The sequence below is a fragment of the Arcticibacterium sp. SM2516 genome (assembly GCF_057914865.1).
The window spans coordinates 1,461,182-1,477,258 of the sequence record NZ_CP195290.1 but is presented as its reverse complement, the minus strand read 5'-3'; the positions used below and the strand labels follow the sequence as shown (position 1 = coordinate 1,477,258).

General features: G+C 37.7%; 11 protein-coding genes. 7 read left to right on the top strand and 4 right to left on the bottom strand.

What is annotated here, in order from left to right:
• Positions 1 to 25: 25 nt before the first annotated feature.
• The 5 genes from ACSBFT_RS06085 to ACSBFT_RS06065 all read left to right on the top strand — a co-directional run bounded on the left by ACSBFT_RS06085 (position 26) and on the right by ACSBFT_RS06065 (position 6,937).
• Entirely contained in the window at positions 26 to 793 is a 768-nt protein-coding gene (locus ACSBFT_RS06085) for a patatin-like phospholipase family protein (RefSeq protein WP_489603928.1), read from the top strand.
• Positions 794 to 900: 107 nt separating this feature from the next.
• On the top strand, positions 901 to 3,039 hold the full coding sequence (gene porW, locus ACSBFT_RS06080; protein ID WP_489603927.1) for a type IX secretion system periplasmic lipoprotein PorW/SprE: 2,139 nt from the start codon (positions 901 to 903) through the stop codon (positions 3,037 to 3,039).
• A gap of 117 nt (positions 3,040 to 3,156) precedes the next feature.
• Positions 3,157 to 4,854 carry a sodium:solute symporter family protein gene (locus ACSBFT_RS06075; RefSeq protein ID WP_489603926.1) on the top strand — a complete coding sequence of 566 codons (1,698 nt, stop codon included), beginning with the start codon at positions 3,157 to 3,159 and terminating at the stop codon, positions 4,852 to 4,854.
• Positions 4,851 to 5,528 carry a response regulator transcription factor gene (locus ACSBFT_RS06070; protein WP_463045540.1) on the top strand — a complete coding sequence of 226 codons (678 nt, stop codon included), beginning with the start codon at positions 4,851 to 4,853 and terminating at the stop codon, positions 5,526 to 5,528. Before ACSBFT_RS06075 ends, ACSBFT_RS06070 begins: the two co-directional genes overlap by 4 nt.
• 38 nt (positions 5,529 to 5,566) lie before the next feature.
• A complete protein-coding gene (locus tag ACSBFT_RS06065; protein WP_463045539.1) occupies positions 5,567 to 6,937 on the top strand; it encodes a sensor histidine kinase in 1,371 nt (456 codons plus the stop codon).
• A gap of 2 nt (positions 6,938 to 6,939) precedes the next feature.
• On the opposite strand, the gene queG is transcribed toward ACSBFT_RS06065, so the two are convergent.
• Positions 6,940 to 7,881, bottom strand: a complete 942-nt coding sequence (gene queG, locus ACSBFT_RS06060; protein WP_463045538.1) for a tRNA epoxyqueuosine(34) reductase QueG — start codon at positions 7,879 to 7,881, stop codon at positions 6,940 to 6,942.
• A 148-nt stretch (positions 7,882 to 8,029) separates the two neighbouring features.
• Here queG and ACSBFT_RS06055 point away from each other — a divergent pair, with 148 nt between their 5' ends.
• Together ACSBFT_RS06055 and dnaJ are read left to right on the top strand one after the other, a co-directional pair.
• Positions 8,030 to 8,566, top strand: a complete 537-nt coding sequence (locus ACSBFT_RS06055; protein ID WP_489603925.1) for a nucleotide exchange factor GrpE — start codon at positions 8,030 to 8,032, stop codon at positions 8,564 to 8,566.
• Between the two features lie 84 nt (positions 8,567 to 8,650).
• Positions 8,651 to 9,808, top strand: coding sequence for a molecular chaperone DnaJ (dnaJ, locus tag ACSBFT_RS06050; RefSeq protein WP_463045536.1), 1,158 nt, complete (start codon positions 8,651 to 8,653; stop codon positions 9,806 to 9,808).
• A 220-nt stretch (positions 9,809 to 10,028) separates the two neighbouring features.
• Here the strand turns inward: dnaJ and ACSBFT_RS06045 are convergent, their stop codons facing one another.
• The 3 genes from ACSBFT_RS06045 to ACSBFT_RS06035 form a co-directional block, all read right to left on the bottom strand.
• Positions 10,029 to 12,311: a TonB-dependent receptor gene (locus tag ACSBFT_RS06045; protein WP_489603924.1), complete on the bottom strand. Its 2,283-nt coding sequence runs from the start codon at positions 12,309 to 12,311 to the stop codon at positions 10,029 to 10,031.
• Between the two features lie 13 nt (positions 12,312 to 12,324).
• Positions 12,325 to 12,882 (bottom strand): hypothetical protein, encoded by a 558-nt coding sequence (locus ACSBFT_RS06040; RefSeq protein WP_489603923.1) that lies wholly within the window; start codon positions 12,880 to 12,882, stop codon positions 12,325 to 12,327.
• 135 nt (positions 12,883 to 13,017) lie between these two features.
• A complete protein-coding gene (locus ACSBFT_RS06035; RefSeq protein WP_489603922.1) occupies positions 13,018 to 16,002 on the bottom strand; it encodes a protein O-mannosyl-transferase family in 2,985 nt (994 codons plus the stop codon).
• Between the last annotated feature and the right edge of the window lie 75 nt (positions 16,003 to 16,077).

Genomic DNA, 16,077 nt, shown 5'->3' with positions numbered 1-16,077 from the left:
TATGTTATAAATAGGTGGCGAAGCTATGATTCAAAAAAACAATAAAAAGATAGGTTTATGCCTTTCAGGCGGTGGAGCTAGAGGTTTTGCTCATTTAGGTGTATTGGAGGCTGTAAATGAGTTAAATATTAAACTGGATATGATATCTGGCTCAAGTGCAGGTTCTTTTGCGGCCGCATTATATGCCGAAGGTCATCAGCCACATTTTATAATGGAGCAGATTTTGAAAAAGAAACTTTGGCAGTATCTTAAGTTTTCGCCCAACAGGTATGGATTTATGAAGTTAGACAATACTGCAAAGATTCTGCTGGACCTGCTGCCTCATAATTCTTTTGAAGGGTTAAAGATGCCCATTTCTATATGTGCCACTAACATTAGCCAAGGAATCCCGAATTATTTTACATCCGGAGAACTTATCAACCCTTTATTGGCTTCTTCAGCCATTCCTGTCGCTTTTAGACCTATCATTATTAACGGAGACAAGTTTTTGGACGGAGGTTTGAGCAATAATTTGCCCTTAGAACCTCTCATGGAAATGGATTATAAAATTGCCGTGAATGTCACACCTTTTAAAAAAAGATTGCCCGTAAGAAATATGAAGGATGTGATTCTGAAAACAGTCTATATTTCTGTAGACAATCAAACTCGTCAGAAAAGCCTTTTGGCAGATTTAACCATTGAGCCCGAGGGAATTATGAAGTTTGATGGATTTAAGCTTAAGAATGCCGACAAAATGTTTGAAGTAGGATATAAATCTGCTATCCTAGCTCTGCAGCATCTTTCCATTTCGTGATATTTGAGGGATAGCAGTTATTAAATATCATTTTGTCTCCTTATTGGCATTAAATTGGATAATTTTGATTTGAAATCTGCGTTTTTATTAAAAAATCGACTTACAATTTGAGAAAATTACTTCTCCTTGTTTTGATAGGCTTATTTGTGGCCTCTTGCTCTCAGTTTAGCAAATCCCCAACAAGCAAAGCTTGGCATAATATGAATGCTAAGTTCAATGCCTCTATAGATGCCCATGATTATTTTGATTGGGCTATGCACAAGATTGATTCCACCAGAACAGAAGATTTTTCTAGAATCTTACCTATTCTAGTAAAAATAGATTCCAATGAAACGATGGTTTCTAAGCCAGAATTAGACGAAGTGATAAGACTGACATCATTGGTGGCAGAAAGGCATTCAAATTCGAAACATTTAGATGATTCCTATCTTTTATTGGGTAAGGCTAGGCTTTTCAAAGGTGATTTTATCAACGCTACCGAGGTTTTCAAATACTTAAACTCCAATAACAAATCTGACGAAGCAAAAGGAAGGGCATTGATATGGCTAATGCGTTCCTATTTGGAATCGAAAGATATGGCAAAAGCCGACGAAGTTTCCAAGCTTATTCAAGGCTTAAAACTTTCTAAAAAGGACAAAGCTGACTTTTACGAGATAAAAGCCGCTTACCATCAAAAAAACGGAGAATTGGCATTGGCTGCCGTATTTTTAGAGGAATCTATAAAGTCAATGAAGAAGTCTACCCGTAAGGCCAGGGCTCACTTTATAACGGGTCAGCTCTATGCGACACTGCAGAGGGGCTCATTGGCTAGAAAGAATTGGAAGGCGGTCGTGAAAAATAGACCTACCTATGAACTAGAGTTTAATGCAGGAATAGAGCTTTTGATGCTGGGTAGCGGTTTAGGAGATAATGCCAACGCGAATTTCTTAAAAATGCTAGAAGATCGTAAAAACGTGGATTTAAAAGATAAAATCTACTATAAAATGGCCGAAAGTAAGGCTAAGAAAGGTAACTATCAAAACGCTATAAAAGACTTTAGTAAATCTATTCAATTAGCCGCTAATAAGACTTCAAAAGCCAGTGCTTATTTACAAATAGCAGAAATATACTATTCCAATCTTCAGAACTACGAATTGGCTAGTAAATACTACGACAGCACGCTTTCAAATATGAACGAGCGTTCGCCTAATTTTACGGAAATTTCTGAGAAATCTAATTCCCTTGCCAATTTTGTAAAATACCAGACCATCATACACATGGAAGACAGTCTGCAGGCATTGGCAGCCATGAATCCACTGGCATTAGAAACAAAAGTAGAGAAAATTTTGAAGGATGAAGATGATAAAAAAGTAAAGGAAATCGAAGAAGCGGCTAAACTGGAAAAAAGCCGAGCGGTTTCTGGAAATTCTGGTTCATCCAACCCTAATAAATGGTTTTTTTATGATCAAGTCTCATTAACTCGAAGTAGAGCAGCTTTTATCAGAACATGGGGCAGTAGGCCGCTAGAAGATGATTGGAGAAGAAAAGATAAAGAAATAGGAAGCATAAGTTTTGCCATTGAAAGAGGTATTGTAGGTCAGGAAGAAGTGGTGGTGGATCCGACTATTGCCGAAAAGGAAAAGGAGAATGTCAGAAAAATGGCGGAATTAGAGAAACAGGCCATGTTAAATAAAATTCCGGACACGCCTGAGAAACTAAAAGCCTCTAAGAAAAGGCAAGAAGAGGCCTATTATGAATTGGGTAAGATTTATCGTTTACAATTTAATGAGATAGAAAACGCTAGAAATACTTTTACCACATTGCTTCAAAGATTCCCAAATACAGTTTATGAGCAAGAGGTGCTTTATTTTTTAGCTTTGATGGCAGAAAATAAAAATAACAACGCTTTTAAAGCGGCTTTAATCGCCAAATATCCACTTTCTACCTACGCAAGACAGCTTAAAAGAGGGACTTTTGAGATAAATGCGGATACGGAAAGCAACGCAGAGAAAGATTATGCAGTCTTATATGAGGAATTTAAAAACGGTAACGTGGCAGTGGCATTGCAAAAAGCAGAAAAGGGATTAGATAGTTATACGGGCACCAGCTTAGAAGACAAGTATGCTATGCTGAGAATCATGCTTTTAGCTAAAACCAATAATACTGCCAACTACCGCATAGCTTTGATGGATTTTGTTAGAAGTTACCCTTCTAGCAATTTGCTCCCTCAAGTGAACAAAATGCTCACTACCCTTTCAAAAAATTAAAAATATGCCAGAAGAAAAACCACCCATTTTAGGTACTTGGAAAAACTTATACATGCTTGTTATAGGCGTATTACTTTTCCTTATTGTGGTTTTTTATTTTTTGACTAAAACTTTCTCATGACTACTTTAGACTGGATTTTTCTTTCTGCCACCATGGCATTTGTTATTCTATATGGCATTTTTAAAAACAGAAAGAACAGTAATAGTAATATTGACGGATTCTTCCTTGGAAATAAATCCCTGCCTTGGTATCATGTAGGACTTTCTGTAATGGCTACTCAGGCTAGTGCCATTACTTTTTTATCAGCACCAGGACAGGCTTTCACAGACGGTATGGGTTTTATACAGTTTTACTTTGGTTTGCCACTAGCCATGGTTGTTTTAAGTATTACTTTCATCCCTATTTTTCATAGACTTAAGGTTTATACGGCTTATGAGTACCTAGAAGGAAGGTTTGACGAAAGAGTACGCGTTTTCACCGCTTTACTTTTTCTGGTTCAAAGAGGTCTTTCTACTGGTATTTCTATTTATGCTCCCTCTATTATCCTTTCCACCATTTTTGGTTGGGACATATTTTGGACTAATGCCTTTATGGGTGGAGCAGTGCTTACTTATACCTTAATAGGTGGCACCAGAGCCATTTCTCATACGCACATACAGCAAATGATAATTGTCACCGCTGCCATGGTTTTTGCAGGGATTATGGTTGTTCAACTTTTACCTCAAGATATTGGATTGATGGATGCCGTGAAGGTGGCAGGAAAGGCTGGCAAGGTAAATATTATTAATCTGGAGTTTAATCCTAAAGAAAAATACAACGTTTGGTCGGGTCTTTTGGCCGGTTTTTTCTTGCAGCTTTCTTATTTTGGTACAGATCAATCTCAAGTGGGCAGGTATTTAACAGCCAAAAATATTACCCAGAGCAGATTAGGTTTACTTTTTAATGGTCTCCTAAAAATTCCGATGCAATTCGGTATTTTGTTTATTGGTGTTTTGGTTTTTGTTTTTTATCAATTCAATACTTCTCCCCTATTTTTTAATACGGTAGAAACAGATAAGTTACTTAAAAGCACTTATGCGAATGAATACAGGGCTTTGGAAATAGAACATAAAGCCAATGCGGAAGTTAAAAAGGCTGAAATGTACAAACTTCATGAAGCCATCCAATCTGGCAATGAAGGTCAAATAAGTGCAGCTCAAGAGGCTATAGCCATTGGCGAAGCCAAATTCAAAGCCTTAAAAGCTAAGGTAAGCGGGCTCATAAAGAAGAGCAATCCAGAAGGAGACCCTGGCGATATCAATTACATTTTCATTAGGTTTATTTTAGACCATTTACCTCATGGCTTTATTGGCTTATTGATTGCCGTTATTTTCTCAGCTTCAATGGGTTCGGTGGCCTCAGCATATAATTCATTGGCTGCCTGTACGGTGGTAGATGTATTGAAGAAGAGAAAGTCTTGGACACAGTCGGAATCTAAGGAATTGATGCTCTCAAAACTTATCACGGTCTTTTGGGCTATTTTCTGTATCGTGGTGGCTTTCTTTGCCAATAAGCTTGGCAGCAGTATGATAGAACTTGTGAATATACTTGGTTCATGGTTTTATGGTATCATTCTTGGTATTTTCTTAGTCGCGTTTTATTATAAAAAAATAGGTGCACAGGCTATTTTTTACAGTGCCATCATTTCTCAGGTTCTTATTATTCTCACTTGGAAATTCGATTTAGTAGCCTACCTTTGGTTAAATCCAATTGGCTGTGCCTTAGTATTCTCTTTTGCTTGGGTGTTTCAGCAGTTTTTGAATCTTAGAAAGTGAATAAAAACATCCTAATAGTAGAAGACGACGAGCGTATCGCCAAGACTATAAGCAAAGGCTTAGAAGAAGTGGGATTTGCTACTACTATCGCTTTCGATGGTAAAATTGGCTTAAAACTAGCTTTAAGCTCCTCTTTTGACTTGATTCTTCTTGACCTGAATTTACCCGAACTAAACGGATATCAGGTTGCGGAAGGTGTAAGAGAGGCAGGGCTAGAAACCCCAATTTTAATGTTGACGGCCTTGGGCGAAACGGACGACAAGATTGAAGGTTTTGAAAAAGGAGCAGACGATTACCTGGTTAAACCTTTTGACTTTAGAGAGCTGGTAGCTAGAATTAATGCTTTGCTCAAAAGAGCTGTTAACAGCACCTCCAACGAACTTTTAGTGGCCAATTTAAGGGTAGACTTAGATGCCAAATTAGTTTATAGAGGTGAGCAATCCATTCAGTTAACGCCAAAAGAATTTGGATTGCTAGAGTTTCTTATTCAAAATAAAGGACGCGTGGTGTCCAAAGAGGAAATTGCGGCAGCTATATGGGACCAAAACCCCGGGAAAAGCTTAAATGTAATTGAGGTTTATATCAATTTCTTGAGAAAGAAAATCGACAAAGATTTTGAACCTAAATTGATTAAGACAAAGTCTGGAATGGGCTATGTTCTTAGAGAAAAGTAATTTACACCTTGCTTTCATCATAATAATCAAATAGTCTCTTGACGATTAGAACCAAAATAGCTGTTCAATTCTCTGTGATAGTGGCTGCTATCCTAGCTATATTTTCTATTACCATCTACTATTTATCGGAGAATTATAGGCAACAGGAATTCTATAATAGCCTTAGAGATAGAGCTGTAACTACCGCAAGGCTTCTAATTAAAGAGCCACAAATAGATAAACAATTATTAAAGGTTATTGATAAAAATACCCTCAGTACGCTTTATCCTGCTCAGGTTTTGGTCTTTAATGATTCCAATGAAGTGGCCTATTATAACTATGAGGCGGATACCATTTACTATAGCCCAGAATTACTCAATAAACTAAGAGAAAAAAGGTATCTGGAAACCACTTTTGGGAATAGTCAAGTGGTGGGTACCATGTACAGCGATACACTTAATAAAACCTACGCCGTACTGGCACAGGCAGAAGATACCTATGGTAAACAGAAATTACTGAACATTCGGGAAACCATGTATACGGGATACTTCTCCGCCATTATTTTAACCGTATTATTAGGTTTTCTTTTTGCGGGGCAATCCCTTAAACCCATTTCAAAAATAAACGAAGAAATATCACAAATTACGGCATCGAGTTTAAGAAAGAAACTAGGCACAGGAAATAATACAGATGAAATAGCCACGCTGGCAGTCAATTTTAATAAGATGCTTTCTAGGTTAGATTCTTCTTTTGAACTTCAAAAAAGCTTTGTTTCCAATGCTTCTCACGAGCTGCGTACACCTTTGGCGGCGGTTAAATCTGAGATTCAAGTGGCTTTACAAAAGGAAAGAACGCCAGAGCAATATAAAAGTATATTGAACAGCCTGCTTAATGATAACCAAAGACTTATTAAACTTACCAATAGTATGCTTCAGCTGGCTAAGTCTGAAGAACTAGAGCATGGCGTGAATTTGAGACCTGTCAGAATTGATGAAATTCTGTTTGCTGTACAAGACGAGGTACTCTACTTAAATCCTGATTATGAAATAAACATTGATTTTGAAGATATCCCAGACGATATCCACTGGGTTACCATAAATGGCAAAGAAGCCTTGTTAAAAACACTTTTTACCAACCTCATAGATAACGCCTGTAAGTATTCCCAAAACCACAAAGCCGATGTTAAAATCAAAGCCAATAAAGATAACTGTTTGATATCTGTAAGTGATAGTGGCATAGGCATAAAAGAAGAAGAACAAGAACATGTATTTCAGCCCTTCTATAGAAGTAAAAGAGCCGCTTCTTATAAGGGTTCGGGTATTGGTCTATCTATTTGTAAACGTATTGTTGATTTACACCAAGGACGGCTGTCTTTAAAGAGTGAAGTAGACAAAGGGAGTTTGTTTGTGGTTGTTTTACCACATTCATAACGCTAAGAACCCGGAGGTTTGACGAAGTTGATGTTGCGAGACAAACCTTCCATTTTTGTTCGCTTTAAGGCGGATTTGCGAAAAACTTCCCTAAAGACCTCTGCGGTTATTTCCTCCCAATCATTATTCGAGAAGCCTTCCAGAGCGGGTTTTAGATTAAATTCAGTCGTTTGATGAGGTTTTGAAAATTTATTCCAAGGACAAACGTCCTGACAGATATCACAGCCAAAAATCCAGTTATCCATTTTGCCCTTTACCTCTTCAGGAATGGCAGCTTTAAGTTCAATGGTGTAATAGGAAATACACTTGCTTCCATCCACCACATAAGGCTCCACTATGGCGTCTGTAGGGCAAGCATCTAGGCAAGCTGTGCAGGTGCCGCAATGGTCTTTCACAGGTCCATCCGATGCTAATTCTAGGTCGCAGATTATCTCGCCAAGAAAAAAGAAAGAACCCGTTTGTCTGTTCAAAAGATTGCTATGTTTGCCTATCCAACCGAGGCCACTTTTGGCCGCCCAAGCTTTATCCATTACGGGTGCCGAATCCACAAATATTCTTCCCTCTACCGCTCCTATTTCTTCATGGATATAGTTAAAGAGCGTTTTCATTTTGTCTTTTAAAACTAAATGATAGTCTTGCCCATAAGCGTATTTAGAAATTTTGTAGTCTGCTTCACCTTCTGGAAGTCTTTTAGAAGGATAATAATTAAGCATGAGAGAAATGACAGATTTAGCCCCAGGAACTAGTTTTGTAGGATCAAGGCGTTTATCGAAATGATTGGCCATCCAAGCCATTTCTCCATGATAGTTTTTACTGAGCCATTGGTCTAAACGAGGGGCTTCTTCCTCTAAAAAACCAGCTTTAGATATACCACAAAAGTCAAACCCTAGTTCAGCGGCTTTTAACTTAATTTGTGCAGCGTATTTACTTGTACTGATCTCCATTGGCACAAAGTACCTTGTTTTCTTAAAAAGAAGTGGCATTGTCAGTCATCTTTTAGTTTAATTTCCTCTAAATGTGACATAATGACAGCCTTTGTGCACATGGTTTAATTATTGATTCAAATACATGCGTTGAATAAAATGATAGAACATGTCAAAAAATAATATAAAAGAAGAGAACGCTGAAGAATTGGCAGAAGACAACCTGACAAATCAAGAAGTTGAAGAAACTGTGGAACTGACAGAAGAAGAGCGTTTGACACAAGAGCTGGCAGAACAAAAAGATAAGTTTGTTAGACTTTATTCTGAATTCGAAAACTTTAGAAGAAGAAGTGCTAAAGAAAAGATAGACACGATTTTAAATGCTTCGTCAGGATTAATTAAAGAATTACTTCCTGTTTTGGATGATTTCGAAAGAGCTCAAGGTGCCTTTGATACAACCACAGATGTAGAAGTCTTAAAAGAAGGTGTAGAACTGGTGGTTTCTAAACTGAGGAAGACGCTAGAGTCTAAAGGTCTTAAGCCAATGGATTCTAATGAGGAAGAGTTTGATGTAGAATTGCATGAGTGTATTACTCAATTTGATGGAGGAGCTGACAAAAAAGGTAAGGTTATAGATACCGTAGAAAAAGGTTATTACCTTAACGATAAGGTATTAAGATATGCAAAGGTAGTGGTAGGAAGCTAAATTGCTAAAAAATAATAGGGCATTAGCTCAAAATCATTTTCAGAAAGCTCAAGGTCATTAGGACTCAAAGCAGAAATAAAAAACATGGCAAATAAGAGAGATTTTTACGAGGTTTTAGGTGTATCAAAAGATGCAACACCAGAGGAACTGAAAAAAGCCTATAGAAAATTGGCAATTAAGTTTCACCCAGATAAAAACCCTGACGATAAAGCAGCCGAAGATAAGTTTAAAGAAATAGCAGAAGCTTACTCTGTGCTTTCCGATGTACAGAAAAAAGCAAGATATGACCAGTTTGGTCATGCTGGTATGGGTGGTCAAGGATATGGAGGTGGTCAGGGAGGATTTACCGTGGATGACATCTTTAGTCAGTTTGGTGATATTTTTGGTGATGGTAGCCCTTTTGGTAGCTTCTTTGGAGGTAGCAGAGGTGGCGGCGGTCAGCGAATTAGAAAAGGTTCAGATTTAAGAATCAAGCTAACGCTAACCCTAACGGATATTGCCAAAGGCGTAGAAAAGAAAATAAAAGTTAAGAGATATACTTCTTGTAACACTTGTACTGGAAACGGCTCTAAAAATGGGACTTCATTAACCACTTGTGGTACCTGTAATGGTCAAGGTCAGGTAAAAAGAGTACAGCAGACCATGCTTGGGCAGATGGTTTCTACCAGTACCTGCCCTACTTGTAGTGGAGAAGGTAAAATGGTCTCTGAAAGATGTGAGACCTGTTTTGGAGAAGGAAGACAGCTAACAGAAGACCAAATCAATATTAAAATACCTGCTGGTGTTTCCGAAGGTATGCAATTATCTATGAGTGGTAAAGGAAACGTACCTGTGAGAGGTGGTGTGGCCGGAGACTTATTAATTGCGATTGAAGAAGAAGAGCATCCAGATCTTAAAAGAGATGGTCAAAACATCCTTTTTGATTTACCTGTAAACTTTGTGGATGCCGTTTTGGGTAAGGATTTAGAAATTCCAACGGTAGATGGTAAGGTGAAAATCAAATTAAAGCCAGGAACTCAAGCAGGTGAAGTTTTAAGACTTAGAGGTAAAGGTCTTCCAAACGTAAACGGATATGGCACTGGTGACCAACTGGTTCATGTTAATATATATACCCCGAGCACAGTTTCTTCTGAAGAAGAGAAAATGCTTTTTCAGCTTAGAGATTCTCCAAATTTTGCTCCGAGAAAAGGTGGAAATAGCAAGACCATTTTTGATAAAATGAAAGACTTTTTCCAAGGCTAATTTGGAAATAGCATGATAAAAAGAGCCTCATTATTAATTTAATGAGGCTCTTTTGTTTTAACCCGCTTTATGCATAAGGCAATCTCCCGATTTTATCGGGACCATTACTAAATTGCTTCCTATCGGCAAGCTCAGGATAAACTGCTATGTTAATCTCGTATAAATGTCTGATTTAATGCATTTTAAAACTCATTACGATTCTCCAATGCATAAACCGGGTTTAAAACTTATAACTAATTCTCAGGTTAATACTTCTTCCTAATTCGTCTGCAAAATACCTTTGTCTGTTCAAATAATCTCTGTAAATGGTGTTTAAGAGGTTTTCAGCTTTTAAACCTAATCCTAAGACATTGCTCTTTAATTGATAGGAAGTATTGAAAGACAGATTCCATAATTGATAAGTATCAGGAGGTGCTAAAAAATCTTGTTCTTCCAATAGATTATTCTGCTTGAAAACCACCTGATGCTCTAGGGAAATTGACATGGTTTTCCAATTCGGGGTATCGGTGAAGGAATAATTCAAGGTATTGCTCCAATTGTTAGATGGCATATATACCAATGGTTTATCATTGGCCACATCCATTCCTTTTAATATTGCTGCTTTACTAATCAGTCTTAAGTGTGTGGTAGGTTCAAAAGAAAGTAAAAAGTCAGCTCCAACGAGCCTTGCATCTGTTTGCTCGTAATTGAATATTGGAAAAGCTCCTCTAATGGTTAGTGTATTCTCTGTCTGAGCTTGTAAATAAATGAAATCCGAAATGTTTTGATAATAGGTTAAGACCTGAAAAAACAGCTTTTTTTGAAGAGCAATGTCTAATGCTGCGGTAAATTTCAAGGATTTTTCAGCATTTAAATCTACATTCCCTACTTCAATACTGCTCACACCTTGGTGTAAACCAAAGCTATAAAGCTCGTTGACTGCCGGTGCTCTGAGGGTGTATCCCGCATTGAGATTAATTTTAAACTCTCTGGATAAATTATACCTCAAACCAGAGGACAGACTGTAATTTTCAAAAGTACGATTATACCTTACTATTTTTCTTGGCAAATCTCGGCTAATCGTAGCGGCGTTTAATTGATGAAGGTCAAACCTTCCCCCAAATTCATAAAATATCTTGTCAATCCCTTTTTGGTAAAGGGCAAATCCAGAACCCGTTAAAGAAATATAATCTGGAATAAGCGGTAAAATACCCGTTTCAGGATTATTGGTATTGTCTTTAAAATCAAACTGTAATCCGCTTTTAAAAAAAGCACTATTCTTCAGACTTGTACTGTAATTACCCTCCAAAAAATGACTGTGCTGAAACAGACTCAAAGCCGCCTGATCTGACCTTCCTGCCCTTCTTACGTCAAACTCTTTTCTGTCGTCAATTTGACCGGCATACTGGAATGTTAAAATTGAGGATTGAGCGAAAGTCTTTGAAGTTTTAAGTTTTAACAAATGGTGATTTACCGTCTGAGAGGGAGCATTTATCTGATAAGAAAAGTTTTCTGAAGTGAAAAATGGCTCTTCTCTGTCAAAAGCTGTTTCAAGATCTGTCAAATTTCCAATATGAGCACCTCTTAAAATACCTATTTCTGTGTTGAAAGTGCTAAAGTATAAACTGCTCTTCCATTCCTTTATTTGCTTTTCCAATTGCAATGAACCGTTAGCCTCTCTCCTTCCTGAATTGGTTAGATAGTAGCTGGGGCTATGTTGATCTCCCACTCCTTTTAAGCTTGCATTTACCCGCCAACTTAGTTTTTCATTATACTTGGTCAGTTCGGTATTGAGTGTATGTCCTAGGCCGTTGCTCTGAAAAACATAATTTATTTTGCCATGTAGATGAGGCTCGTGCTTAATTTCATCAGGTTCTATTAAAACCACGCCGCCCAAAGAGCTTCCTGAAAACTCTAAAGCACTTACTCCTTTTATAACCGAAATGTGATCAGCCGAGAAAGGGTCAATTTCTGGGGCATGGTCGTTACCCCACTGCTGCCCTGACTGAGCTATTCCATTATTTAAGAGTGTAATTCTGTTACCGTAAAGGCCGTCAATAATAGGTTTTGAGATACCAGAACCTGTTTTTAAAGAACTCACACCACTGATGGTTTGAAGCAATTCTCCAAGGTTTTTGTTGCTCTCTTTGGCTATTAAATCTTTATCGATCGTATTGCTATTTTGAGTACTTAAATCACTTCTGCTACCATGAACCAGCACTTCATTCATAAGTTCTTCATGATGGTGCAAATAGAGGGTTAAAACGGTATCTTTGCTAAAAACGATGTATTGTTTTAAGGGGTCACAACTGACATGGCTAATTCTTATGTGTGTTCCACCTGCACATATGCCTTGCAATTCAAAATTACCATCGGCATCTGCAGAAACGCCCTTAGCTGCATTTTCTACATAAATGGAAGCAAATGGCAAAGTTTCACCGGTGACTTCATCAAAAACTTTTCCCTTTACTTTTATCTGGCAGTTTTGACCAGATAAAAGAAAGGGAAAGGCACTTAGTGCCATAAATAAGAATAGGCTATTTAATCTCAACATTAAAAGATACTTCTATGTCTGTTTCTCCTCCTGCGTTTGCTATTAAGCCTTCTGCTACACCCATAGCAGACTTATTAGGCTCATGTCTTAAAGTTATCATTAATTGGCCGCTAGAAGCCGCACCAGTGGTTAATTTAGAAACCAAACCAATGGCATTTCCGCTGGCGTCTTTGTCAGCATAACTAACGAGAACATTTAAACCTCCTAAACCTGAAAAGAAAAACTGATGTTCCTCTCCTTCTTCAGAAATTTCTGTAGTGATATTTTGCGAAGGGCTTACAGATTCATTCATAATACTTAGCTGACCTGTGTAAGTTGTATTTGCTAAAAGAATTCCTTCAGAAATTACGGGAGCTGTACCACCATCGCCATCAATGTCTTTAAAATTTAAAGTAACCATTTGTCCCCCACTTTCTGGCGTCAGGGTATATGTTAAAGTCGTAATCAATTCTTCTTCATTTGGAATGATAGGGTCACTTTTTTCGCAGGATAAAATTGGGAGTGCTAAAGCAAATAATAATGAAATGCTCTTAAAATTCATTTTTGGGATAGTTTTATGTGCAACAATGTTGCAAGTATACATATTAAATTGATTGCAACATTGTTGCAAGTATTAAAAAAACTAAAAAAATACCCGTCAATTTTGACGGGTATTCTTATCTATCTCATTTACAGCCTACTGAATAGACGTAATGTGTTTATCGTACACTGCCTTATATTTCGCTGCCAGAACCTGATCGTTTTGTTCGGTTATATTCGCTATCATATTTAAGTCTCTCAGATTGCTTTGAATAAAGTTTTGAACGTTATCCATTCCCCATTCTTTTACTTCACCGGTTCGCTGCTTTTTAATAAAATAAGTTAATTCCTCGTCAGCTCTTTTAACTATCACATCAGAGATTTCCTGTGCTTTTTCAGATTCGCCTATGGCATAATAGAAAGTCGCAAAATTGGCAGCGAGTTGGTCGTAAGGAATAGACTCGTTTGGCATAACCTCCATGGCCCTGTCTAAAACTTTCTTCGCTCTTTTATTATCTCCTTCTCTTACCAGCTGGTCTGCCAACCTTAAGAAAGCGAACCTGGCCGTAATAATCGGTACTTTTAGGTAAGTTTCAGAGTCATAGTAGATGTCAGGATTGTTTAAGTTTCTCCACTCAAACTTATTCATAACATTGTCATACATCACCTCTGTGTTTACTACACCATCTCTTGCACCCTGAACTTTCACAGGCATTAATCGGTATGCGTAACCTTCTAGTGCTAAGAATTCTTTAAGATTAAGATAAGAAGTTGGAGATAAAGTACCTCCAAAGTAAATAGGCCTTTCCCAGTTATTCTGAGCAATGATGTCTAAGACCATCAAATCGTTTTTCAACAGGTCTCTTTCACCAATATTCCATCTCATTTCACCAGATAAACCACCCACATATTCGCTAGGAACAAAGCCTTTAGCCTTTACAGCTTCTGGATCATAATCCAAAAATAGATTGCTAGAAGGAAGCGTATTTATCAATTCACCCGTGGAAACAGCCATTTGGATAGCTCTTTCATTATTTCTAACCAGGTTAAGGTATTGTTTCAAGTTAATACCTGCTTTAACCTGCTCATTAGGATTTTCTACATAAGGAATTTGATCGTTAATACCTTTAAGTGTTTGATCTTTAGAGAAAGATATTGGCAATGGCATAGACTCGTAAGTCTGACGTTTCATTTGGTCAATGTACCAGTCTGTACCTAATAGACTCAAGTTACAAACCCTAACGTCTGTTCTTATACCTTCTACTTCCTGTGCATACCAAAGTGGGAAAGTATCGTTATCACCACCGGTAAATAATATAGCATTAGGAGCTACAGAATTTAAAAGGTTCTTAGCAAAATCTATCTGGTGATATCTATCAGAACGGTCATGACCCTTCCAGGTTTGAGTAACCATTTGAACAGGTACCACTAAACCAATGGCTACGGCTGCAACAGACTTGGCGTTATTATTTTTTATGACTTTCAATACAAAGTCGGCTATCGCCATAACTCCTAATCCCGCCCATATGGCGAAAATATAGAAAGATCCTACATAAATATAATCCCTTTCTCTCGGTTCTACTGGCGGAGAATTCAAGTAGACCACAAGGCCTAAACCCGTTAAGACAAATAACAAAAATGTGACTAAGAAATCTTTGTCCCTTTTGAGGTATTGATAAAGCAAACCTAAGATTCCCAAAATTAATGGTAGAGCAAAGAAGTTTGTTCTGCCGCCATTGCTTCTAAGTGAACTTGGCAAATCGGCATTTGCCTCAAATATATCTGTGGCACTGGATCCTTCAATGTCTGATGCCCTACCCCAGAAATTCCACAAGAAATAACGCCAATACATATGACCAAACTGATGACTGAACATGAAGCTCAGGTTCTCGCCCATTTTAGGTTCTTGAGTCTCGTTTAATCCAAGTTTACTTTTATACAAGCTGACATGACGTGGGTCTTGACTCCAGATTCTTGGCAGAAGCATATTCCCACCCCAAACGTACTCTGGAGAGTAGTCATATATTTCATATTTATCTTCACCCATTTTATAATTAGGTGTTCCTTTATTTATGGCAGTAAGTCTTGAAGTATATATAGGACCATATGTCAATGGTCTGCTACCATACTGCTCTCTTTTAAGATAATAAGTAAAGCTTAATACATCAGAAGGGTCGTTCTCATTTATAGGAGGGTTATAATTTGATCTAATCAAGGCCAAAGAATAAGTAGAATATCCTACCAAAATAAAGGCAAATGAGAGCAAAGCTGTATTGACCCAAACTTTACTGTTTTTGCCAGACCAAATGATGCCGTAAACCAATGCCGCTATCAGAGCCAAGACAAAGAAAATCATTCCAGAACCAAATGGTAAACCGAAGGAATTGACAAATAACTTCTCGAAGAAAAAGCTGAAAGAAGGAATTCCGGTAATTACCCCTACCATGATGACTCCTAAAATGACTAAGCCAATTATTAGAGCCGAGATAATCCCTCTAAGGCTTACTTTTTTAGTCCTTTTGTAATAAACCCAAAGTCCTAAAGCAGGAATAGTAACTAAGTTCAAAAGGTGAACTCCTATAGATAGACCTACCAGATAAGCTATGAAAATAAGCCATTTGTTAGCTGCGGCTTCGTCTTCTATTAATTCCCATTTTAATACTGCCCAGATAACTATGGCGGTAAAGAAAGATGACATACCGTAAACTTCTGCTTCTACAGCAGAGAACCAGAAAGAATCTGACCAAGCATATATTAATGCCCCCACTAAGCTGGCTCCTAAAACTAAGATTCTGTCTGAACCATTCAATTCTTCACCTTTCTTGTTTAATATTTTTCTACCCAATAAAGAGATAGTCCAATACATAAAGAGGATGGTGAAAGCAGATGCCAAAACAGACAGCATATTGATACTTAAAGCTACTTTTTCAACATTACCTCCTGCAAAAAGGGAGGCTAAACGACCTAATAGCAAGAAGAAAGGTGCTCCAGCTGGGTGTGGAACTTGTAGCTTATAGGCACAGGCTATAAACTCGCCACAGTCCCAAAAACTGGCGGTGGGCTCCACGGTTAAAGTGTATGTAACAAGGGCTATCAGGAAAGCTAACCATCCGCCTATTGTATTTAATTTTTTAAAATCCATAAGTGTTTTATTAGATGCAGTATTTTATGTTAATGGGCTATTTTCGGTCAAAATAACAAAATTCAGTCCAAACCG